The organism is Mycolicibacterium arseniciresistens, assembly GCF_030519285.1.
Taxonomy (GTDB): domain Bacteria; phylum Actinomycetota; class Actinomycetes; order Mycobacteriales; family Mycobacteriaceae; genus Mycobacterium; species Mycobacterium arseniciresistens.
Genome location: NZ_JAUMSQ010000087.1, coordinates 1 through 20,953, shown reverse-complemented (window position 1 = coordinate 20,953; position 20,953 = coordinate 1). Strand labels below are relative to the sequence as shown.

Sequence of the window (20,953 nt, the reverse complement as noted above, 5' to 3'; positions counted from 1 at the left end):
TGGCGGCCGCGGAGAGCGCCGCCCGGATCAGCTGCTCGTCGGAGCTCACCGATCGAGACGGTCGAGCACGGCCGACAGCTCGTCGGCGAACCCCATCTCCCGGGCGATGCGGCCGAGCTGCTCGTCGGCGTAGAGATCGGTCTCGTCGAGGATCACGCCGAGCACGGCGCCGGGCAGGCCGACATCGGACAGCAGCCCGACATCACCTTCGGAGAACGGGTCGGCGTCGTCGAGATCCTCGGCACTGATGTCGGCGTCCAGCTCCTCGAGCACCTCGGCCGCGATGTCGTAGTCGAGCGCGGCGGTGGCGTCGGACAGCAGCAGGCGGGTACCCGCAGGCGCGGGCCGGACGATCACGAAGAACTCGTCGTCGACGTCGAGCAGCCCGAACACCGCACCCGCGCTGCGCAACTCGCGCAGCTCCGTCTCGGCCGCCGACAGGCTGCGCAGCGCCGCCCGTCGCATGGCCGTGCAGCGCCACTTGCCGTCTTCGCGGACGACGGCCACCCCGAAGCCGTCGGGCGCGTCGACAGCCTGGTTCTGCGCCGGTGCCCGCTGTGCTCCCATGTGGGCCTACGCTAGTCGCCGACCAGGGACTTTGACCAGAAACGCCCGGCCGAGCCCGCCCCTGCCCGCCCCGCGCGGTATGCCAACCTGGAACGGTGACAACTGTCCCCGTGTGCGTGCTGGGTCTCGGCCTGATCGGCGGTTCGGTGATGCGTGCGGTCGCCGCCGCCGGAGGCGAGGTCTTCGGCTACAACCGGTCGGTGGAGTCCGTCGCGGCCGCGCGGTTCGACGGTTTCGACGCCGGCGAGGACCTCGACGAGGTGCTTGGCCGGGCAGCAGGCAGCGGCGCGCTGATCGTGCTGGCGGTGCCGATGCCCGCGCTGCCGATCATGCTCGGCCACATCCGCGACGTCGCCCCAGACTGCCCGCTGACCGACGTCATCAGCGTCAAGGGCGCGGTGCTGCGGGAGGTCGACGACTTCGGGTTGACCGCGAAGTTCGTCGGAGGCCATCCGATGACCGGCACCGCGTACTCCGGCTGGACCGCGGGCGACGCCCGGCTGTTCGTCGGCGCCCCGTGGGTGATCAGCGTGGACGACCACGTCGACCCGGACGTCTGGGCGCTGGTGATGGACCTCGCGCTGGCCTGTCACGCGGTGATCGTGCCCGCCCGCTCCGACGAGCACGACGCCGCCGCCGCGGCCATCTCCCACCTGCCGCATCTGCTGGCCGAGGCGCTGGCCGTCACCGCCGGCGAGGTGCCGCTGGCCTTCGCGCTGGCCGCCGGATCGTTCCGGGACGGCACCCGGGTGGCGGCCACCGCGCCGGACCTGGTGCGGGCGATGTGCGAGGCCAACGCCGACCAGCTGCTGCCCGCTCTGGACCGCACCATCGACCAGCTCACCGCCGCCCGCGATGCGCTCGCGGCGCACACGTCGACGGCAGAACTGGTGGAGGCGGGACACGCGGCCCGGATGCGCTACGACAGCTTCAGCCGTCCGGAGATCGTCGCCACGACGATCGGCGGGGACGACTGGCGCGAGGAGCTGGCCGCCGCCGGACGGGCCGGCGGGGTGATCAGATCCGCTCTGCGAGTCCGGGATAGTCGAGGATGAAGCCGTCGGAGTCGACGCTCACCGTCGTCTCGGCGGCCGGCGAGTGCAGCTTGATGTCTCCCGGGCCGTCGCTGCTGTAGCTGATCGACGCCGACTCCACCGACAGCTCCGGCAGCCGCACGTAGACCACGGGCACCACGATCGAGTCGGCGCCCTTGTAGAGGCCGGTGCGCCGGATCGGCAACGCGTTGAAGAACGGGCTGAAGATCACGTCGACGTCCAGCGCGCCGTCGTAGGCGGCCCGCTTCGTCTGGTTCTGGTGGTCCTGGATCAGCCACATGTTCTCTTCGTCGCGCGCGATCGACAGCTGCCGTTCGCGCTCGGCGAGGGTGACCGTCAGGGAGAGCCGTTTCGTCCCGCCCCGGTCATCGGTGACCAGGTCGTAGGACGCGGAGAACGCCGGGTGCGATTCCGTGGCGGCGGCGACGATCCGGCCGTAGGCCTTGATGCGCTTGCCCGAGAGCTGGACGCGGACAGACTCCATCCGCGGTACGTCGTGCGCTCGCCACGTCAGCACCGCAGGCCACTTCGACGTCTGCTCAGAGCGATCTGCTTCACTCACCCTTCTACCGTAGGCGAAGGGCGCGCCCGCGCGTAACCGGCTGCCGAACTGTCAGAAACAGACTTCTCCGCGCGCGGCCGCGACTCCAGATCGATCTCGTCGCCGAGGAACGGCTGGGGCATCCGGCGCCGGCCGCCGGGCAGCCGTCCGCTGCCCGGAACCGACGCCCACACCGCGAACGCGAGCAGCGCGTCGAGGATCAGGGCGAGCGCGGTCACCATCAATGCGCCGACCAGAGCCAGGTAGAACTCGCGCACCTTGATGCCGTCGATGAGGTAGCGGCCGAGCCCGCCGAGACTGGCGTACGCGGCGACCGTCGCGGTCGCCACGATCTGCAGCGTCGCCGTGCGCAGCCCGCTGAGGATCAGCGGCAGCGCGTTGGGGGCCTCGACGCGCAGCAGCACCTGCGTCTCGGTCATCCCCATCGACCGCGCCGCGTCCACCACCGTGCGGTCGACGTTCGCGATCCCGGAGTAGGTGCCCGCCAGCAGCGGCGGGATGCCGAGCAGCATCAGCGCCACCGTCGGCGGCACCAGGCCCAGCCCCCACAGCAGCACGCCGAGCAGCAGCACACCGAGTGTGGGCAGCGCGCGCAGCGCGTTGACGCCGGAGACCACCAGGAAGGTGCCGCGGCCGGTGTGGCCGATCAGCATGCCCACCGGAACGGCGATCAGCGCGGAGAACACCACGGCGACCGCGGTGTACTCGAGGTGTTCGACGATCCGCGCGGTCAGGCCGTCGGCGCCCGACCAGTTCGCGCCGGTGAAGATGTAGGCGAGCGCCTCCTGCAGGAAGTTCATGCCGCCACACCCGTCTGCGGGCGGGCCACCCGGGGCGCCTGGTTCGCCCTCGTCCACGGGGTGAGCGCGCGGCCCGCGAGCATGATCAGGGTGTCGACGACGATCGCCAGCAGGAAGATCGCGATGATGCCCGCGATGATCTGGTCACTCTTGTTGGCCTGGTAGCCCTCGGTGAACCAGGTGCCGAGACCGCCGATGCCGATCACCGAACCGACCGACACCATCGAGATGTTCGTCACCGCCACCACCCGCAGGCTCGCGATCAGGACCGGGACGGCGAGCGGCAGTTCGACCTTGATCATCCGACTCAGCGGCTTGTAACCGACGGCGGTGGCGGCGTCGAGCACGGCGGGCGACACGGCGTCCAGCGCCTCGGGCACCGCGCGCACCAGCAGCGCGACGGTGTAGAGCGTCAGCGCCACGATCACGTTCGCCTCGTCGAGGATCCGGGTCGGGATGAGCAGCGGCAGCACCACGAACAGGGCCAGCGACGGGATGGTGAAGATGATGCTCGCGGTGACCGTCGTCAGCCGGCGCAGCGCCGTGGTGCGCTGCACCACCGCACCCAGCGGCACGGCGATCACCAGGCCCAGCACGATCGGGATGAGCGAGAGCCGCAGGTGGATGATCGTCAGGGCCCACAGGTCGTCGAGGTGGGTGAGCAGGTATCGCACAGGTCAGCCCAGCTCCGGGACGCGCCGCTGTTCCCTCAGCGCCGCCAGCACGTCGTCGGCGCGGACCCCGCCGATCAGCTGGCCGTCCTCGTCGACGGCCACGCCGAGCCCCGACGGCGACGACAGCGCCGCGTCCAGCGCGAGCCGCAGCGTGCCGTCCGGGCGATAGAAGGAGCCACCGCCGATCGTGCAGTCGTAGAGGTCGTTGCCCTTGCGGTGCAGTTCGACGCCCTCGGCGTTCATCCAGGCATACGGTTTGCCGTCGGCGCGGGTGATCAGCACCCACTCGTCGCGGCCGAGGTCCAGCCCGTCGATCTCCGCCTCGGTGACGTGCCTGATGTCGTGCAGCGGCAGCCCGCTGGACTGGAAGAACTGCAGGCCGCGGTAGCCGCGGTCGGCGCCGACGAATCCCGACACCAGTTCGTTGGCCGGGTTGGACAACACGAACGAGGGCTCCGCGTACTGCTGCAGCACCCCGCCACGGCCGAACACGGCCACCTTGTCGCCGAGCTTCACCGCCTCGTCGATGTCGTGGGTGACGAACACGATGGTCTTGCGCAGTTCGCTCTGCAGCCGCAGGATCTCGGCCTGCAGGTCCTCGCGCACCACCGGGTCGACCGCCGAGAACGGCTCGTCCATCAGCAGGATCGGCGGGTCGGCCGCCAGCGCGCGGGCCACCCCGACGCGCTGCTGCTGACCGCCCGAGAGCTGCGCCGGGTACCGGTCGGCCAGCTTGGGGTCCAGCCCGACGCGTTCCATCACGCCCAGCGCCGCCTTGCGGGCGCTGCGCCGTGACTCGCCGCGCAGCACCGGCACCGTGGCGATGTTGTCGACGACGCGCAGGTGCGGCATCAGGCCCGCGCTCTGGATGACGTACCCGATGCCCAGTCGCAGCTTTACCGCGTCGACCTTGGTGACGTCCTCGCCGTCCACGGTCAGCGTGCCGGAGGTGGGATCGATCATCCGGTTGATCATCCGCATCGACGTGGTCTTGCCGCAGCCGGACGGCCCGACGAAGACGGTGAGCGTGCCCGCGGGCACCTCCAGAGTCAGGTCGTCGACGGCGACGGTGCCGTCGGGGTAGCGCTTGGTGACGTTCGTGAAGGTGATCATTCGCCTACTTCCCGATCGGCTGATCGAAGCCGTTGTCGCGCAACCACTTCTCGGCCGCCTCGTCGGGGTCTACGCCCTGGTTGCCCTCGACGGAGCCGTTGAGTTCGATGAGCCCCTCGGTGCTCAGCTTGGCGCTGACCGCGTCGAGCACGGTCTTGAGGTCGTTGGACATCTTCTGCGAGGCCACCAGCGGCACCACGTTGGCGGCGAGGAAGTTGTTCTTCGGATCCTCGAGCACGACGAGGTTGTCCTTCTCGATCGCCGGCGAGGTGCTGAAGATGTTGGCGGCGGTGACGGTGCCGTCGGTCAGCGCGCGCACGGTCGCCGGCCCGCCGCCGTCGTTGATCGACAGGAAGTTGCCGGGGGCGATCTTCAGCCCGTACTTGGCGTCGAGGCCGGGCAGCCCCTCCTTGCGGGTCTGCCACTCCGACGGGCCACCCATCTTCACCTCCGGCGAGTGGGTGGCCAGGTCGGCGATCGTCTTGAGATTCCACCGCTGAGCGGTGGCTGCGGAGACCGCGACGGTGTCCTTGTCCTCGGCGGGCGACGGATTGAGGATCGACAGATCGCCCGGCAGCGCCCGCAGCAGCCCGAGCACCACCGCGTCGGGTGTGGTGACCTCGGCCTCCTTGTCGAAGTACTGCAGCAGGTTGCCGGTGTACTCCGGGATCAGGTCTATCGAATGGTCTTGCACCGCAGGGATGTAGACCTCGCGACTGCCGATGCCCATCTGCTTGCGCACCGTGAAGCCGTTCGTCTCCAGCACCTGCGCGTAGATCTCGGCGAGGATCTTGGACTCGGTGAAGTCGGCGGAGCCCACCGCGATCGTCTTGAGGTCGCCCGACACGGCGCCGCCACCGAGCGGGTTGGAACTGCCACATGCGGTGAGCACCACCGCGAGCACCACCACGGCCGCCCTGCCTGCGGCCACCGCCAGCCGGTTACGCGTTCTCGACATGGCGAACGTCCTCTCCGGAACCTTGGGGGCCTGCGCTCGTCAGGACCCTAGCGGCATGCGGGCGGTGCTGCCGGGCTTTGGTGCACGGTGAGCAGGACTCCGCGGACGGCGGCACGCCCGGCGAACAGCGCCGATGACACGTCGATTACGGCAGGTGCGGGTGGTTTCGCAAACCCTGGTAAGGGGCAATGATGAGGCTATGAGCACCGATCCCTACGGGGCGCCGACGGGGTCGACACCCCAACCCCTCGGCCCGCCGAACCCCGGTCCCCCGAGCCCGGGTGACATCGAACCGCTGCCGCACCAGCCCGCGGCGGCGGCCGATGTGAAGGAAGTGAAGTTCACCCGGGCGGCCGCGCTGTGGTCGGCGGTGATCATCGGGCTGCTGATCCTGATCGTGCTGCTGATCTTCATCGCGCAGAACACCGAGTCGGCGCAGTTCGCGTTCCTCGGCTGGAGCTGGAGCCTGCCACTGGGTGTGGCGATCCTCGGCGCCGCGGTGTGCGGTGGGCTGCTGACCGTCGCCGTCGGGACGGTGCGCCTCTTCCAGTTGCGCAAAGCCGCCAAACGCAACCTCAAGGCCGCGCGGCGATAGTCACCAACCCTCGGTGGTCAACGCCTCGAGACCGGCGGTGATCAGCGGGGCGACCGCCTCGCCGACGTTGTCGGGGCCCGCTGCGCCCATCCGCGAGCGGTAGTCGATGCCCGCGGCGATGATCGCCAGCTTGAAGTACGCCAGCCCCATGTAGAAGCTCCAGTTCGCCAGCGGCTGACCCGAGATCGTCGAATACCGCTCGGCCATCTCGTCGGCCGTCGGCAGCAGCGGCGACGCCCACGCCGCCTCGTTGTGCACGTAGTTGAACGTCGGGTGGCGGTACACGCACATCAGCGCGGCGTCGCTGAGCGGATCGCCCAGGGTCGACATCTCCCAGTCCAGCACCGCGCGCACCGTGGTGGCATCGGTGGCGTCGAGGATGGTGTTGTCGATCCGGAAATCTCCGTGCACGATCGACGCCCGGCTCTGTGCCGGCACCGCCGCGCCGAGCGCCTGATGCAGCCGGGCGACGTCGGCGTCACGGGGATCGTCGTCGTGGCGGACCAGCTCCCACTGCGAACCCCACCGCCGGACCTGGCGTTCGAGGTAGCCGTCGGGCTTGCCGAAGTCGGACAGCCCGACCGCTGCGGGGTCGACGGCGTGCAGGTCTGCCAGCGCCTGGATCAGCGCGGTGACACACCAGTCGAGCGTCTCCCGGTCGCCGAGTGCCTCGAGTTCGTCGGCGGTGCGGACCACGCGGCCTTCGACGTGCTCGACCATCTGGAACGGCGCGCCCAGCACCGAGTCGTCGTTGCGCATGGTGACGGCACGGGCCACCGGCACCGGAGTGTCGGCGAGCGCGGCGACCACCCGGTATTCGCGGGCCATGTCGTGTGCCGACGGGGTGAGGCCATGCAGCGGCGGGCGGCGCAGCACCCACTTCGAGGCGTCGTCGAAGACCAGGAAGGTCAGGTTGGACCGGCCGCCGGCGATGAGCTCGCCCCGCAGCTCACCGGTGCGGGCGATGCCTTCGCCGCGCAGATGGCGGTCCAGCGCGTCGAGGTCGAGACCTTCGAGTGGGCCGGCACCCTCAGGGGAAACATCCGTTGTCACGGCACTTGTCTACCACCGCTGATTCCTGGGCAGCAGATCCCATACGTGTTCGGTCCCGTTGACCGACGCCACCCCGAGCTTTCCCTCCCGCGAGGACAACAGCCGGGTGATTCCCGCGTAGTCGACCTGCACGCACAGCAGTCGCCGGGTCTCCATGAGGCTGTGCACCAGCGCGTTGATGACGCCGCCGTGGCTGAACAGCGCCACGGTGTCCTCGTGGTTCGCCGCCGCGACGATGTCGGCGACGCCGTCGAGCACCCGGGCGATGAAGGCCTCCTCGTCCACGCCGCCGGGCAGGTGGCCGTCGATGAGCCGCTGCACGTCCTCCTGCGAGGCCTCCTCGATCGGCGTGTAGTGCGACAGGTCGCGGTCGTACTCGGCCAGCCGGTCGTCGATGTCGATGGCGAGCCCGAGGGCGTCGGCGACGGGCTGCGCGGTCTGCACGGCGCGGCGCTGCGGGCTGCTCACCAGCCGGGTGACGGGGAAACGCTTGAGCGCCTCGGGCAGCCGCGCGGCCTGCTCGACACCTGCCTCGGACAGTTCGGGGTCCGATCCCTGGCCGGGTTCGCTGCGATGCGGTAGCGCATGTCGGATCACAAGCAGTTGCACCGTGACACCATAGGGGGCCATGGGTTACGCCGACGAACTGTTCGATCTCACCGGCCGGGTGGTGCTCGTCACCGGCGGCAGCCGGGGGCTCGGCCGCGAGATCGCCTTCGGCGCGGCGCGGTGCGGCGCCGACGTGGTGATCGCCAGTCGCGACCTCGAGTCGTGTGCGGCGACGGCCGAGGAGATCGGGGCGGCGACCGGTCGCTCGGTGCTGGCCTATCAGGTGCACGTCGGCCGGTGGGAGCAGCTCGACGGCCTCGTCGACGCCGTCTACGACCGGTTCGGCAAGCTCGACGTGCTGGTGAACAACGCGGGCATGTCACCGCTGTACGACTCGTTGCCGTCGGTCACCGAGAAGCTCTACGACGCGGTGTTCAACCTCAACGTCAAAGGGCCGTTCCGGCTCTCGGCGCTGATCGGCGAGCGGATGGTCGCCGACGGCGGCGGGGTGATCGTCAACGTCAGCTCCTCGGGGTCGCTGCGTCCCGACCCGCACATGCTGCCCTACGCCGCCGCCAAGGCCGGCCTGAACACCCTGACCGAGGGCCTGGCCAAGGCATTCGGCCCGACCGTGCGGGTCAACACGCTGATGGCCGGGCCGTTCCTCACCGATGTCAGCAAGGCGTGGGACTTCTCGGACGTCGAGCGCCCGTTCGGCCACCTGGCCCTGCAGCGCGCCGGCGAGCCGGTCGAGATCGTCGGCGCGGCACTGTTCCTGATGTCCGACGCGTCCAGCTTCACCACCGGTTCGATCCTGCGGGCCGACGGCGGCCTGCCCTAGCTCCGCTACGGGGTGACGATGTCGAAGTCGGGGTCGGGCCGGTCCAGCACGTTCACCAACTGCTGCAGCACGGCCGGGTCGCCGCCGATGCCCAGGCCGGGCGAGGTGAAGTCGCCGGAGGCGAGCGCCAGGAACCGGCCCTTGGTCTGCGCGGTCAGGGTGACAGCGGCGGTGGCCGGATCGGCGATGACCCTGCGGTGCACCAGCACCCCGTTGCGCAGCGTCAACCGGTAGTTGGCATCGAGGTCGGCGAAGGTGATGTCGAGGGTCAGATCGAGGTCCCAGGCGCTCGGCCCGTTGATGTTGATGGCCAGGCTGTCGAAGATCTGCTCGGGTGTCAGCTGAGCCAGCAGGGTGGGCGCGTCGGTCGCGGTCGGCGTGCCGAAGTTGCCGTCGCTGAGTTCGGTCGCGCCGGCCAGGAAGAAGTTGCGCCAGGGGCCGTTCTCCGCGCCGTAGGCCATCTGTTGCAGGGTGTCGGCGTAGAGCGCGCGTGCCGCGGCGTGGGTCTGATCGGTGAACATGGCGTGATCCAGTAGCGTTGCCGCCCAGCGGTAGTCGCCGTCGTCGAACGCCTGCTGCGCGATCTCGACGAGCCGGTCGAGACCGCCGATCGCCTCGACGTAGCGGGGCCCCGCCGCCTCGGGCGGATGCTGCCACAGCCGGCCCGGATTCCCGTCGAACCAGCCCATGTAACGCTGATAGACGGCCTTGACGTTGTGGCTCACCGAGCCGTAGTAGCCGTGCGCATGCCACGCCCGATGCAGCGCGGGCGGCATCTCGAAGGTCTCGGCGATCTCGATGCCGGTGTGGCCCTGGTTGAGCTGCCGCAGCGTCTGGTCGTGCAGGTAGGCGTAGAGATCCCGTTGCAGTGACAGGTATTCGACGATGCGCTCGCGGCCCCACGTCGGCCAGTGGTGCGAGGCGAACACCACGTCGGCGCGGTCGACGAAGGTGTCGATGGCCTCGGTCAGGTACCCGGCCCAGCCGTGCGGGTCACGCACCAGCGCACCCCGCAGCGTCAGCAGATTGTGCAGGTTGTGGGTGGCGTTCTCGGCCATGCACAGCGCGCGGTACCTCGGAAAGTAGAAGTGCATCTCGGCGGGCGCCTCGGTGCCTGGCGCCATCTGGAACTCGATCTCGACGCCGTCGACGGTGTGCGTCTCCCCGGTGGAGCGGATGTCCACCGTGGGCACGATGATGCCCACCTCACCGGTGGACGGCGTCTGGCCGAGCCCACAGCCGACCTGCCCGCGCGGTCCGCGGTCGAGCGCGGCGCCGTACATGTAGCCCGCGCGCCGCGCCATCGCCGTTCCGGCGTAGACGTTCTCCTGCACGGCGTGTTCGGTGAAGTGCTCGGGTGCGATGACGGCGACCCTGCCCGCGTCCACGTCGGCCTGCGTGGTCACGCCGAGCACGCCGCCGAAGTGGTCGACGTGGCTGTGGGTGTAGATCACTGCGCTGACCGCGCGATCTCCCCGATACGCGCGATACAGCGCCAGCGCCGCGGCGGCGGTCTCGGTGGACACCAGCGGGTCGATGACGATGATGCCGGTGTCGCCCTCGATGAAGCTGATGTTGGACAGGTCGAGGCCGCGCACCTGGTAGACGCCTTCGACCACCTCGTAGAGGCCCTGCTTGGCGACCAGCCGGCTCTGCCGCCACAGGCTCGGGTGCACCGAGGTCGGGGCGTCCCCGGTCAGGAACGAATAGCTGTCGTTGTCCCAGACCACCCGGCCGTCGGCTGCGGTGACCACGCACGGTTGCATCGCGGCGATGAAGCCCCGGTCGGCATCCTCGAAATCTCTTGTGTCGTCGAACGGCAACGACGTCAGGTGCTCCCGGTGGGCGGACTCGATGACGGCGCTCGGCGGCTTCTGCTCCATATTGACGACCCTGCCACCGAATGGCGTGCCGCGGGTGCGGATCAGGCCTTCAAATATGCACCCACCCGGCTGATCTCGTCGCCGCCGTGCCCATCGGCGAGCGCCGCGTCGGTGTAGCGCCGCAACGCCTCCAGTGCCGAGGCGTCGACACCCGCGTCGCGCGACGCCGCGATCAGGTGTGCCAGCGATGCGGCCAGCGAGGACACCGGGGCGGTCACGTCGCCGTGCCGGCCGTCCTCGATGCGTCCTGCGAGTTCGTCGACGATCGGCGCCAGGATGGTGACGATGCCCTGCGCGTGCGGCAGCAGCTCCCGCGGCGTGATGCCGTTGGCGCCGGCCACCGAGAAGGCATGCAGCACACCGCTGATCGACGTCCAGAAGAAGTCGAGCAGCGCCATGTCGTAGCCGGCGGCGCGGCCGACGTCCTCACCCACCCAGGAGGTTCTGCCGAGTGCCTCGAGCACGTCGCGGTGGGTCTCGTACTCCTGCCGCGGCCCGGCGAACAGAATGCTCGCGTCGCGGCTGCCGATGGTGTCGGTCGGCGTCATGATGGCGCCGTCGAGGTAGCGCCCGCCCAGCTTGTCCACCACCGTCGCGGTGGCGCGCGCCGCGGCGGGGGTGTCGGAGCTCAGCCCGACGACGGTGTGGCCGTCGACGGCGTCCCCGGCGATGTCGAGCACCGCGTCGGTGGCGCCGTGGTCGACGACGTTGATCAGCGTGAGATCGCTCGCGGCGACCGCGAGAGCCGGAGTGCCTGCCCATGCCGCACCGCGGGCCAGCACGCCGTCGGCCTTCGATGCGGTGCGGTTCCACACGGTGACACGGTGACCGGCGTCCAGCAGGGCGCCGGTGAGCGCCTGCCCCATCGGTCCGAGCCCGAGGACGGTGACATTCATGCTCATGCGGCGGGCCGCCTGATGCTCTCGATGACACGGGCGAAACCCTGCGCGCCGTGGCCACTGTCGATCTGGCGGTGGATAAGTCGCTGCACCACGTCCACCACCTCGGTGCTGATGCCTGCGCCGCGGCTGGCGTCGACGATCTCGGTGATGTCGGAGAAATTCAGGCTCTGCTGGCCGGGCACGGTGTAGTCACCGCCGTCGATCACCTCGGCGTATTCACTGAGCGCGGGCAGCACGGTCTGCAGCCACCCGATCGCCCGCCCGGCGAACTCCTTGGCGGGCATGCCTGCGGTGCCCGCCAGTGCGGCGCCGTGGAAGAAGCCGGCGAACATCACGTACATGGTGGACAGCAGCGCGAGGTCGTGCAGGGACGCCGACCCGGCGTCGTCATCGAAATACTCTGCGGCGCCCCAGGTCTGCAGCAGCGATCGGACGTCGTCGAACAGTGCGCGCGACCCGCTGTAGTAGATCAGCGAGCCGGGCGTGCCGATCATCTCGGGCACGGCCATGATGCCGCCGTCGAGGTAGTCGACGTGGTGTTCGGCCGCCCAGGCCGCGAGTTCGCGTGCCCCCTGCGGTGACGTCGTGGTCAGGTTCACCAGCCGCCGGCCGTTCAGCCGGTCTGCCACCGGGTCGAGCACCGTGCGCACCGACGCCGCGTCCAACAGGCACGCCACGATCACGTCGGCGCCGTCGACCGCCTCGTCGACTGTCGCCGCGACGCGTGCCCCGTCGCCGGCGAGTGCGCCTGCACGGTCGGGAGTGCGGTTCCAGACGGTGACGCGGTGACCCGCGTCGAGGGCGGCGCGCACAAGGGCGGAACCCATCGCGCCGGTGCCCAGGAAGGTGACTCTCTCTGTCGATGTCATGGCACCATCGTCGAAAGACGCGGAGTTTTCGACAAGTACCCACTAAAAAGTGCGATACTCACCGAAAAGTAAGTAATGGCGCTGAGGAGCGGCGATGGCTCAGATGGGGCAGTTCACCTGCGGGCTGGACGCGGCGATGGCCGTGGTGGACGGCAAATGGAAGCCGCTGATCCTCTGGGAACTGCAGGGCGGGCCGAAGCGGTTCAACGTGCTGCACCGCAGCCTGGTCGGAATCTCGCAGAAGATGCTGACGCAGCACCTCAAGGAACTGCAGCGGCACGGCGTGGTGCACCGCGAGAGCTACCACGAGGTGCCGCCGCGGGTGGAGTACTCGATGACCCCGGCAGGCGTCGAACTGCTCGCCGCGCTCGAGCCGCTCGGCAATTGGGCAGAGCGGCACATCGACCTGATCAGCTGCCCCGAAACGGGTTAGTTTCCGTTCTTCTTCTCGCGCCAGGCCCGCTCGAACGGCAGCCGCCACGCATTGGGCGCGACCAACTGGTGAATCGCATTGGGGCCCCAGGTGCCCGGCTGGTAGAGCTTCACCGCGGGCGGGTCCTCCAGCAGTGGCGTCGACCGGTCCCACAGCGATTCGATACCCTCGGCGGTGGTGAACAGCGTGTGGTCGCCGCGCATCGCGTCGAGGATCAGCCGCTCGTAGGCCTCGAGCACGTCGGCCTCGTATTCCGTTTCCTGCGTGGAGAACTGCATCGACAGCTTCTCGAGTTTCATGCCGGGCCCCGGACGCTTGCCGTAGAACGACAGGGACACCTTCGAGTTGTCGGCCAGGTCGAACGTCAGGTGGTCCGGCCCCTGCGAGCCGACACCCGAACCCGTCGGGAACATCGTGCGCGGCGCCTCCTTGAAGGCGATCGAGATGATGCGCTGCCCCTCGGCCATCTTCTTGCCGGTGCGCAGGTAGATCGGCACCCCGGCCCACCGCCAGTTGTCGATGCCGACCTCGAGCGCGATGAACGTCTCGGTCTCCGAATCCCGGGCCACGCCGTCCTCGTTGCGGTAACCGGCGTACTGGCCGCGCACCACCTGCGAGGGGTCGATGGGCAGCATCGACCGGAAGACCTTGTTCTTCTCCTCGCTGATCGCCCGGGGCTCCAGCGCGGTCGGCGGCTCCATCACCACGAACGCCATCACCTGGAACAGGTGGGTGACCACCATGTCCTTGAAGGCGCCGGTGCTCTCGTAGAAGTTGGCCCGCTGGTCCAGGCCGAGTTTCTCGGGGATGTCGATCTGGATGTGGTCGATGAAGTTGCGGTTCCAGATCGGCTCGAACAGCCCGTTGGCGAACCGGAAGGCCAGGATGTTCTGCGCCGCCTCCTTGCCGAGAAAGTGGTCGATGCGAAAGATCTGCATCTCGGCGAACGTCTGGTGGACGAAGTCGTTGAGTTCGATCGCGCTCTCCAGGTCGGTGCCGAACGGCTTCTCCATCACCACCCGGGACCGGTCGACGAGGTCGGCGTCCTTGAGCATGGTGATGACGGCCTTGGCGGCCTTGGGCGGCACCGACAGGTAATGCAGCCGCCGGCTGTCCTCGCCCAGTTCGGCCTCGGCCTCGTGGACAGCCGCTGCGAGCGCGTCCGGACCCGCGCCCTGGGGCACGTAGGTGATGCGGCTCGCGAAGCCCTCCCACTGCTCGTCGGTCATCGCGTGGTCGCCGAAGTCGTCGACGGCCTCCCTGGTCAGCTGACGGAACTCGTCCTCGGACAGGTCCTCGAGCGAGGTGCCGACCACCCGGATCTTCGGCGCAAGCTTCGACAGCACCAGGTATGCCATGCCAGGCAGCAGCTTGCGTTTCGCGAGATCGCCGGTGGCCCCGAACAGCACGATGACGTGCGGATCGATCTTCTCGCCGTCACGACGGTGCGGGCGCGAGCCGGGCGCCGGGTAGGCGATCGACTGGGGCTTGGACTGCGGATTCGTCGTCTCGGTGGCCACGCCTGCCGATGATGTCACCCCGCGGGCGTGAACGCAGGGCGTTGCGTCAGTCGCCCCGATCGGCCAACCAGCGTTCACCACGGCGTTTGGAGGCCCGCGACAGCCAGGCGTCCTGGATCAGCTCGGTCAGTTCAGCCCGCCCGATCCGGCCGATCTCACTGCCGCGCACCAGCACCGAGAGGTGACCGTCGAAGCGCTCGGTGGTGAAGAACGGCGAGTCGGGATCCTGGATCAGCGACAGCTTGTCCATCTCCGACTCCACCCAGATCATGATCACGTCGGGGTAGCGCTGACCGGTGTCCGGGTCGGCGGCGTCGGGCTGCGGCGTGCGGAAGAACACGAACGACTTCCCACCCACCTGGTAGATGGCGTTGCCCTTGGGGCCCTCGACCCGGGTGGTGTGCGGCATGGCCGACGCGATCTCGTGGACGTCGCTCACCCGGGCCGGGCGGTCACGCACGGCGCTCCAGGCGGTGCAGCGTCACCTCGGACAGCTTTCCGTCGGCGACAATCGCGGTCATGTAGGTGCAGTGCGGCTGGCGGCGCCGGTCGGTCGGCGAGCCCGGATTGAGTAGTCGCAGTCCGGTTTTCGCCGTCGTGTCCCACGGGATGTGGCTGTGGCCGAACACCAGCACGTCGGTGTCGGGGTACTCACGCGCCATCCGCGCGTCGCGGCCGCCCGATGCGCCCGTCTCGTGCACGACGGTGAACCGCACGCCACCGAGCGTGACGTCGGCGCGCTCGGGCAGCCGGGACCGCAGGTCGTCGCCGTCGTTGTTGCCCCAACATGCGACCAGCCGTTTCGAGCGCTGTTCCAGTTCGTCGAGCAGTGCCGCCTGCACCCAGTCGCCGGCGTGGATCACCACGTCGGCGCGCTCGACCTCGTCCCACACCTGCTGAGGCAGGTCGCGCGCGCGCTTCGGCAGGTGGGTGTCGGAGATGAGCAGCAGCCGCATCACGCGCCCAGCAGCTCGGCCATCTTCGGGATCACGGTCTGCAGCGCCTTGAACGGCCGCAGCATCACCTTGAACTCGGTGATCAGCCCGTCGTCGTTCCAGGTGATCATGTCGACACCGTCGACGTGGACGCCGTCGATGTCCGCGACGAACTCCAGCACCGCGGAACGCTCGCCGAACCACTGGCCGACGTAGCGGAAGTCGTTGCCACCGAACAGCTTCGCCGCCGCCCGCAGATACATGGCGGTCTTGTCGCGGCCCTCCTGCGCGGTGAACACGGCGGGCGAGTAGAACACGGCGTCATCGGCGAGCAGATCCTCGATCCGGGCGTCGCCGTCGCCTTCGACGGTGTCGATCCAGCGCTGGATCACCGGGGGTGTCATGCAGCGAGATTAGCGCGGGCGTGGCTCAGCGAGCGCACGGTTGTTGCACGGGAATCGCGAGTGGGGGTGCGAACAAGCGTGCACTCGGCGTCGCGGGAGGAGATGTGTGCGCCCGAAGGGATTCGAACCCCTAACCTTCTGATCCGTAGTCAGATGCTCTATCCGTTGAGCTACGGGCGCCTGGTGTTCAGTTGTGTGTGGCTGACGAGTCAGCCGCGGCGGAGGCGAGAGGATTTGAACCTCCGGTCCCCTTTAAGGGGGACAACTCATTAGCAGTGAGTCCCATTCGGCCGCTCTGGCACGCCTCCCGACGAATTACCGCCGAGCGCACAGAGTACACACCGGCCACCGGTGGAAGCAAAGTCACTTCCCGGGCCGAAACCCGCCGCCCCTATGCTGGTCAGGTGACCGCCCGCCTCCGTCCCGTGCTGGCCGACATCCCGGCATACACAGCGGGCAAGACGGTGCCCGGAGCCATCAAGATCGCCAGCAACGAGACCGTGCACGGGCCGCTGCCCAGCGTGCGCGCCGCGATCGAGCAGGCCGCCGGCCACGTCAACCGCTATCCCGACAACGGCAACGTCGAGCTCCGCGAACACCTCGCCAAGTACACCGGCTTCGCGCCCGAGAACATCTCGGTGGGCTGCGGCTCGGTCAGCCTGTGCCAGCAGCTGGTGCAGATCACCTCCTCGGTCGGTGACGAGGTGATGTTCGGCTGGCGCAGCTTCGAGATCTACCCGCTGCAGGTCCGCACGGCCGGCGCCACCCCCGTGCAGGTGCCGCTGCGAGACCACACCCACGACCTCGACGCGATGCTCGCCGCGATCACCGACCGCACCCGGCTCATCTTCGTCTGCAATCCGAACAACCCGACCAGCACCGTCGTCGACCCCGAGGCGCTGGCCCGCTTCGTCGCCGCGGTGCCGCCGCACATCCTGGTCGCCATCGACGAGGCCTACGTCGAGTTCATCCGCGACGGGCTGCTGCCCGACAGCTTCGGTCTGGTCCGCGCGCACCGCAATGTGGTGGTGCTGCGCACCTTTTCGAAGGCCTACGGCCTCGCCGGCCTGCGCGTCGGCTACGCGGTTGCCGACCCGGACGTCGCCACCGCGCTCGCCAAGGTCTACGTCCCGTTCAGTGCAGGCAGCATCTCGCAGGCCGCGGCCATCGCCTCCCTGGATGCCGCCGACGAGCTGCTGGCCCGCACCGACGACATCGTCGCCGAACGCGCCCGGGTGAGCGCCGCGCTGCGCGACGCCGGGTACGACCTGCCGCCGTCGCAGGCGAACTTCGTGTGGCTGCCGTTGGCCGACCGCACGCTGGACTTCGTGGCGCGGGCCGCCGACAACCGGTTGGTGGTGCGCCCCTACGGTGAGGACGGCGTCCGGGTCACTGTCGCCTCACCCGCCGAGAACGACGCCTTCCTCGAGTTCGCCACCGCCTGGATCGGAGACCGATGACCGACACCACCACCGCCCGTCAGCAGTTCGTCGAGTTGACCTCGCGGACCGGCGAGATCGCCGACGCGGAACTCGACGAGTTCTGGGCGACGCTGGCGCCGGTGACCATCGACTTCCTGATCGGCGAGTGGAAGGGCGGCGAGTTCCAGACCGGCCACAAGGCCAACGGCTTCATGAAGCGGCTGAAATGGTTCGGCAAGACGTTCCACTCGGCCGCCGACGCCAAGCCGCTGGTGTGCCTGGACGCCGACGGCAACAAGTTCTCCAACACCGAGGCGATGAAGGGCGAGGCCAGCCTCTGGATGGAGGAGTTCCGCGGCGAGGTGACCGCGACGATGGTCTACGACGGCAGGCCCGTGCACGACCACTTCAAGAAGGTGGACGACAACACGATGCTGGGCATCATGAACGGCAAGGGCGCGCTCGACGGCAACCGCTACCTGTACTTCTGGCTCGAGCGGGTCTAGACGCTGCGGCCGGTGAAGGCCAGCAGGCGCTGCAGCGGGGCGGCGTCGTCGGGCACGTCGACGGGGTCGTCGAAACCAACGGTCCTGCGGCCCTCGGGCGTGATGATCTTGCGCGTCAGGTCGTAGACGTAGTCGGTGAGCGAGTCTGGGGCGTCGAACGGGCGACCAGTCGCCTGGGCGTAATCCCAGCCGTGCACCAGGAACTCGATCGACAGGATCCCCGCGAGCACCGTCGCGGGCGTCTCCCGCGAGCCCGCCGTGCCGTCCAACCCGCGCCTGCGCCAGGCGTCCAGCGCCGGCCTGGCCGCGAGGATCACCTGCCGCTCCACCGAGTCGTGCGGGTCGCGCTCGCCGAACTCCGCACCCGCGGCGCCACCGAGGGCGGTGATCGACCCGAGCAGGTGGTCGGTCAGGCTCGCGACGTCGTATTCGCGGCACGGCGTCTGCTTGGTCAGGTCGTCCTCGGCGATGCCGTGCACCACCTGCTGCAACACGACGAGGGATTTCTCAGCGGCGTCCAGTTCGTCGAGCGGCGGTGAGTCGGGTCCGGGACGCAAGTCAGGGGCCATGCCTCCTACGCTACGACGCCCGACCGCCTATCGTTGCCCAGATGAAGACCCGTATGCGGGTGGCGGCGACAGCACTGATCGCCGCCGGCGTCCTGGCCGGCTGCTCGAACACCACCACCGGCACGGTCGCACAGACCACCGAGCCCGGCCCGCCGCTGTCGTCGCCCGCGACACCGGACGCACCCACCGGGATGCCCGCCATTCCCGGACTGCCGCAGATTCCGGGCATGCCCGATTTCAAGATCCCGGGCCTGCCGGGGTCGACGCCGGTGCCGGAGGTGCCCGCCCCGCCGAATGCCACGACGATGACGTGCTCGGAGTACCAGGGCCTCGACGAGGCCACCCGGCTCGCGGTGATCAAGGCGATACTCGCCGAGCAGGCCAGCGGGATCGACGAGCCGTGGGTCGCGCAGATCATGGCCGACGCCATGTGCCAGATCCTGCCGGACTCCCCGGTGCGTGACGCCGTGCTCGGACCGGGCGGATAGCCGGGCGATAGCCTGCACGGCATGGGTGAAACATACGAGTCGGTCACCGTCGACGTCGACGACCATGTCGCGCGGGTGACGCTGATCGGCCCCGGCAAGGGCAACGCGATGGGACCGGCCTTCTGGGCCGAGCTCCCCGAGGTGTTCACCGCGCTGGACGCCGACCCCGACGTGCGCGCCATCGTGCTGACGGGATCGGGCAGGAACTTCAGCTACGGCCTCGACCTGGCCGCCATGGGCGACACGCTGACCCCGATGCTCGCCGACGGCGCGCTTGCCAGGGCCCGCACCGACTTCCACACCCGCCTGAAGAAGATGCAGCAGGCGATCACCGCGGTCGCCGACTGCCGGACGCCGACCATCGCCTCGGTGCACGGCTGGTGCATCGGCGGCGGCGTCGACCTCATCAGCGCCGTCGACATCCGCTACGCCAGCGCCGACGCGAAGTTCTCGGTGCGCGAGGTCAAGCTGGCCATCGTCGCCGACGTCGGCAGCCTGGCGCGGCTGCCGCTGATCCTGTCCGACGGGCACCTGCGCGAACTGGCTTTGACGGGCAAGGACATCGATGCACAGCGCGCGGCGCGCATCGGACTGGTCAACGACGTCTACGACGACGCCGACGCCGCGCTGGCCGCCGCACACGCCACCGCCGCCGAGATCGCGGCCAACCCGCCGCTGGTGGTCCAGGGCGTCAAGGACGTGCTCGACGAGCAGCGCACCGCGCAGGTCGCGGCGAGCCTGCGCTACGTCGCGGCGTGGAACGCGGCGTTCCTGCCGAGCAAGGACCTGACCGAGGGCATCACCGCGCTGTTCGCCAAGCGGCCGCCGGAGTTCACCGGGGAATAGGCGCGAAGCCGAGCTCGGCCCTGGCCTTCGCGTTGGACAGCGGCAGCCAGGTGTTGCCGAACGCCGTCGCCGGATAGGACGACACCAGGCCGACGACCTTCGGGGAGATCGGCCACGGCTTCGGCCTGCCGAGTCTCGCGTTGAGTTCGCGGATGTAGTCGCCGAACGACTGCGGCCGGTCGTCGACGACGTTGTAGATCTGGCCCGGCCTGCCCTTTTCGACCGCGTCGGCGGTCGCACGGGCGACGTCGTCGATGTGCACCCACGACAGGATGCCGCTGCCCGTCAGCGCGGGCACGGCCCAGAACCTCGCGAGCTTCCGGAACAGTTCGTCGTGGGTGACGCCCGGGCCGTAGAACACGCCGTAGCGCAACACGATTCCGTCGGCGGAGAGCACCGTCTGCTCCATCGCGCGCAGCGCACCGAGGAACCCGGCGCCGTCCGGTGGCGGCGGTCCGGGATACGGGTCGGACTCGTCCATCAGCGGCGGCCCGGCCGGCGGATAGCCGTAGGCGAAGATCACCGACTCGGCCACCACCCGGCGGACGCCTGCCCGTTTCGCGGCGGCCACCAGATTCGGCGCGCCGATGCTCCACAGCTTGGTCGCGGGCTCGAAGTCCTTGGCCCGCAACGGCCCGTACTTCGGCAGCGTGGTGAGCAGGCTGACCACCGCCTCGGGGGCGACGTCGGCGAGCACCGCTTCGACCTCCGCTGTGTCGAACACGTCGGCCACCACCGGATCCGCTCCCGTGGCGGCGATGTGGGCGGTCCTGGCGGCCGACCGGGTCATGCCGACCACGTCGTGACCGCGGGCGCGCAGTTCGCGCAGTAGCGGGAAGCCGGGCACACTCGTCGCGCCGGCGACCAGGACCCTCATGACCGCCGCTGCGCAGTGATGCTGTGGCGCAACGCGATCGCCAGGATGGCGGTGGTGATCACCAGACCCGCGGCCTCCAGCCAACCGACCCAGTTGCCGGCGCCGTGGTGCGGGTCGACGAGGTGGCTGACCGCGTGCAGAGCCCAGTGCAGCGCGGCGAACGCCAGCGCGGGCACTCGCCATGACGGCCATCGTGCGGCGGCCAGCATCATCAGACCGAGCGGCAGTTCGAACGAGGCGTTGTCGAAGATGTAGTGGTCGTTGCGCACGCCAAAGTTGCCGAGCGTGTCGAAGAAGGCTCCCGGTGCGACCAGCATGAACAGGCCGACGAGCACCGAGTACACCCCGAACACGACCAGCACCACCTCGGCGTAGCGCGACGGGGCACGGACAGTCGCGGTGGTCATGACGATCACGCTATCCCGCGGGTGGCTCCGTACTAGGCTCCACTTCCATGCCGGTTTCGGGTACCAGTTCGGGGCCGGAGCTGCTGGTGCACGTGGATCGCGGCCGCCCCGTTCCGCTGCACCGCC

26 protein-coding genes and 2 tRNA genes are annotated in these 20,953 nt (G+C 69.4%); 8 read left to right on the top strand and 20 right to left on the bottom strand.

Annotated elements, in window-relative coordinates; translation table 11 throughout:
- Nucleotides 1–45: 45 nt before the first annotated feature.
- Nucleotides 46–567 carry a tRNA adenosine deaminase-associated protein gene (locus Q2100_RS13795; RefSeq protein ID WP_269896330.1) on the bottom strand — a complete coding sequence of 174 codons (522 nt, stop codon included), beginning with the start codon at nucleotides 565–567 and terminating at the stop codon, nucleotides 46–48.
- 110 nt (nucleotides 568–677) lie between these two features.
- Between Q2100_RS13795 and Q2100_RS13790 the strand changes: the two genes are divergently transcribed.
- Nucleotides 678–1,622, top strand: a complete 945-nt coding sequence (locus tag Q2100_RS13790; RefSeq protein ID WP_302914522.1) for a prephenate dehydrogenase — start codon at nucleotides 678–680, stop codon at nucleotides 1,620–1,622.
- Here the strand turns inward: Q2100_RS13790 and Q2100_RS13785 are convergent.
- From Q2100_RS13785 to Q2100_RS13765, 5 genes are read right to left on the bottom strand one after another with little or no spacing between them, the layout of a single operon-like run.
- Nucleotides 1,585–2,184 carry a putative glycolipid-binding domain-containing protein gene (locus tag Q2100_RS13785; protein ID WP_302914520.1) on the bottom strand — a complete coding sequence of 200 codons (600 nt, stop codon included), beginning with the start codon at nucleotides 2,182–2,184 and terminating at the stop codon, nucleotides 1,585–1,587. The two genes, Q2100_RS13790 and Q2100_RS13785, sit on opposite strands and share 38 nt — an antisense overlap.
- The gene (locus tag Q2100_RS13780; RefSeq protein WP_302914519.1) at nucleotides 2,181–2,984 is read right to left on the bottom strand and encodes an ABC transporter permease; all 804 of its coding nucleotides are present in this window, start codon (nucleotides 2,982–2,984) and stop codon (nucleotides 2,181–2,183) included. Before Q2100_RS13780 ends, Q2100_RS13785 begins: the two co-directional genes overlap by 4 nt.
- A complete protein-coding gene (locus Q2100_RS13775) occupies nucleotides 2,981–3,658 on the bottom strand; it encodes an ABC transporter permease (protein ID WP_302914518.1) in 678 nt (225 codons plus the stop codon). The genes Q2100_RS13780 and Q2100_RS13775 overlap by 4 nt, the downstream gene beginning before the upstream one ends.
- Before the next feature lie 3 nt (nucleotides 3,659–3,661).
- Nucleotides 3,662–4,771, bottom strand: coding sequence for an ABC transporter ATP-binding protein (locus Q2100_RS13770; protein ID WP_302914517.1), 1,110 nt, complete (start codon nucleotides 4,769–4,771; stop codon nucleotides 3,662–3,664).
- Between the two features lie 4 nt (nucleotides 4,772–4,775).
- Nucleotides 4,776–5,729 carry an ABC transporter substrate-binding protein gene (locus tag Q2100_RS13765; RefSeq protein ID WP_302914516.1) on the bottom strand — a complete coding sequence of 318 codons (954 nt, stop codon included), beginning with the start codon at nucleotides 5,727–5,729 and terminating at the stop codon, nucleotides 4,776–4,778.
- A 199-nt stretch (nucleotides 5,730–5,928) separates the two neighbouring features.
- On the opposite strand from Q2100_RS13765, the gene Q2100_RS13760 reads away from it, so the two are divergent.
- The gene (locus Q2100_RS13760; RefSeq protein ID WP_264011565.1) at nucleotides 5,929–6,324 is read left to right on the top strand and encodes a LapA family protein; all 396 of its coding nucleotides are present in this window, start codon (nucleotides 5,929–5,931) and stop codon (nucleotides 6,322–6,324) included.
- On the opposite strand, the gene Q2100_RS13755 is transcribed toward Q2100_RS13760, so the two are convergent.
- On the bottom strand, nucleotides 6,325–7,377 hold the full coding sequence (locus tag Q2100_RS13755) for a phosphotransferase family protein (protein ID WP_264011564.1): 1,053 nt from the start codon (nucleotides 7,375–7,377) through the stop codon (nucleotides 6,325–6,327). It abuts the gene before it with no gap.
- Between the two features lie 9 nt (nucleotides 7,378–7,386).
- A complete protein-coding gene (locus Q2100_RS13750; protein WP_302914515.1) occupies nucleotides 7,387–7,986 on the bottom strand; it encodes a histidine phosphatase family protein in 600 nt (199 codons plus the stop codon).
- Nucleotides 7,987–8,005: 19 nt separating this feature from the next.
- On the opposite strand from Q2100_RS13750, the gene Q2100_RS13745 reads away from it, so the two are divergent.
- On the top strand, nucleotides 8,006–8,767 hold the full coding sequence (locus tag Q2100_RS13745) for an SDR family NAD(P)-dependent oxidoreductase (RefSeq protein WP_302914514.1): 762 nt from the start codon (nucleotides 8,006–8,008) through the stop codon (nucleotides 8,765–8,767).
- Between the two features lie 5 nt (nucleotides 8,768–8,772).
- On the opposite strand, the gene Q2100_RS13740 is transcribed toward Q2100_RS13745, so the two are convergent.
- The 3 genes from Q2100_RS13740 to Q2100_RS13730 are packed head-to-tail and all read right to left on the bottom strand — an operon-like array spanning nucleotide 8,773 to nucleotide 12,421.
- Nucleotides 8,773–10,650 (bottom strand): alkyl/aryl-sulfatase, encoded by a 1,878-nt coding sequence (locus tag Q2100_RS13740; RefSeq protein ID WP_302914513.1) that lies wholly within the window; start codon nucleotides 10,648–10,650, stop codon nucleotides 8,773–8,775.
- A 41-nt stretch (nucleotides 10,651–10,691) separates the two neighbouring features.
- Nucleotides 10,692–11,552, bottom strand: coding sequence for an NAD(P)-dependent oxidoreductase (locus Q2100_RS13735; protein ID WP_302914512.1), 861 nt, complete (start codon nucleotides 11,550–11,552; stop codon nucleotides 10,692–10,694).
- Nucleotides 11,549–12,421 carry an NAD(P)-dependent oxidoreductase gene (locus Q2100_RS13730; RefSeq protein ID WP_302914511.1) on the bottom strand — a complete coding sequence of 291 codons (873 nt, stop codon included), beginning with the start codon at nucleotides 12,419–12,421 and terminating at the stop codon, nucleotides 11,549–11,551. The genes Q2100_RS13735 and Q2100_RS13730 overlap by 4 nt, the downstream gene beginning before the upstream one ends.
- Nucleotides 12,422–12,515: 94 nt before the next feature.
- Here Q2100_RS13730 and Q2100_RS13725 point away from each other — a divergent pair, with 94 nt between their 5' ends.
- Complete coding sequence (locus tag Q2100_RS13725) at nucleotides 12,516–12,854, top strand: winged helix-turn-helix transcriptional regulator (protein WP_264011558.1); 339 nt, start codon at nucleotides 12,516–12,518, stop codon at nucleotides 12,852–12,854.
- Here Q2100_RS13725 and zwf read toward each other — a convergent pair.
- The 6 genes from zwf to Q2100_RS13695 form a co-directional block, all read right to left on the bottom strand.
- Nucleotides 12,851–14,374: a glucose-6-phosphate dehydrogenase gene (zwf, locus tag Q2100_RS13720; RefSeq protein ID WP_302914510.1), complete on the bottom strand. Its 1,524-nt coding sequence runs from the start codon at nucleotides 14,372–14,374 to the stop codon at nucleotides 12,851–12,853. The genes Q2100_RS13725 and zwf overlap by 4 nt on opposite strands.
- A 46-nt stretch (nucleotides 14,375–14,420) precedes the next feature.
- Nucleotides 14,421–14,834 (bottom strand): MmcQ/YjbR family DNA-binding protein, encoded by a 414-nt coding sequence (locus Q2100_RS13715; protein WP_302914509.1) that lies wholly within the window; start codon nucleotides 14,832–14,834, stop codon nucleotides 14,421–14,423.
- Entirely contained in the window at nucleotides 14,827–15,330 is a 504-nt protein-coding gene (locus Q2100_RS13710) for a metallophosphoesterase family protein (protein WP_302914521.1), read from the bottom strand. Before Q2100_RS13710 ends, Q2100_RS13715 begins: the two co-directional genes overlap by 8 nt.
- A complete protein-coding gene (locus Q2100_RS13705) occupies nucleotides 15,330–15,713 on the bottom strand; it encodes a nuclear transport factor 2 family protein (protein ID WP_302914508.1) in 384 nt (127 codons plus the stop codon). Before Q2100_RS13705 ends, Q2100_RS13710 begins: the two co-directional genes overlap by 1 nt.
- A 107-nt stretch (nucleotides 15,714–15,820) precedes the next feature.
- Nucleotides 15,821–15,893: transfer RNA gene (locus tag Q2100_RS13700), tRNA-Arg, on the bottom strand.
- A 39-nt stretch (nucleotides 15,894–15,932) separates the two neighbouring features.
- Nucleotides 15,933–16,021, bottom strand: a tRNA-Ser gene (locus tag Q2100_RS13695).
- Between the two features lie 96 nt (nucleotides 16,022–16,117).
- Between Q2100_RS13695 and Q2100_RS13690 the strand changes: the two genes are divergently transcribed.
- Together Q2100_RS13690 and Q2100_RS13685 are read left to right on the top strand one after the other, a co-directional pair.
- Nucleotides 16,118–17,173, top strand: a complete 1,056-nt coding sequence (locus Q2100_RS13690; RefSeq protein ID WP_302914507.1) for a pyridoxal phosphate-dependent aminotransferase — start codon at nucleotides 16,118–16,120, stop codon at nucleotides 17,171–17,173.
- Entirely contained in the window at nucleotides 17,170–17,640 is a 471-nt protein-coding gene (locus Q2100_RS13685) for a DUF4334 domain-containing protein (protein WP_302914506.1), read from the top strand. The genes Q2100_RS13690 and Q2100_RS13685 overlap by 4 nt, the downstream gene beginning before the upstream one ends.
- Here the strand turns inward: Q2100_RS13685 and Q2100_RS13680 are convergent.
- Nucleotides 17,637–18,209, bottom strand: a complete 573-nt coding sequence (locus Q2100_RS13680) for a TIGR03086 family metal-binding protein (RefSeq protein WP_302914505.1) — start codon at nucleotides 18,207–18,209, stop codon at nucleotides 17,637–17,639. The two genes, Q2100_RS13685 and Q2100_RS13680, sit on opposite strands and share 4 nt — an antisense overlap.
- 41 nt (nucleotides 18,210–18,250) lie before the next feature.
- Here Q2100_RS13680 and Q2100_RS13675 point away from each other — a divergent pair, with 41 nt between their 5' ends.
- Both Q2100_RS13675 and Q2100_RS13670 read left to right on the top strand, forming a co-directional pair.
- Nucleotides 18,251–18,697, top strand: a complete 447-nt coding sequence (locus Q2100_RS13675) for a hypothetical protein (protein WP_302914504.1) — start codon at nucleotides 18,251–18,253, stop codon at nucleotides 18,695–18,697.
- A 21-nt stretch (nucleotides 18,698–18,718) separates the two neighbouring features.
- The gene (locus Q2100_RS13670) at nucleotides 18,719–19,543 is read left to right on the top strand and encodes a crotonase/enoyl-CoA hydratase family protein (protein WP_264011549.1); all 825 of its coding nucleotides are present in this window, start codon (nucleotides 18,719–18,721) and stop codon (nucleotides 19,541–19,543) included.
- On the opposite strand, the gene Q2100_RS13665 is transcribed toward Q2100_RS13670, so the two are convergent.
- Both Q2100_RS13665 and Q2100_RS13660 read right to left on the bottom strand, forming a co-directional pair.
- A complete protein-coding gene (locus Q2100_RS13665) occupies nucleotides 19,530–20,420 on the bottom strand; it encodes an NAD-dependent epimerase/dehydratase family protein (protein ID WP_302914503.1) in 891 nt (296 codons plus the stop codon). The two genes, Q2100_RS13670 and Q2100_RS13665, sit on opposite strands and share 14 nt — an antisense overlap.
- Nucleotides 20,417–20,827, bottom strand: coding sequence for a hypothetical protein (locus Q2100_RS13660; protein WP_302914502.1), 411 nt, complete (start codon nucleotides 20,825–20,827; stop codon nucleotides 20,417–20,419). The genes Q2100_RS13665 and Q2100_RS13660 overlap by 4 nt, the downstream gene beginning before the upstream one ends.
- Nucleotides 20,828–20,953 lie beyond the last annotated feature (126 nt).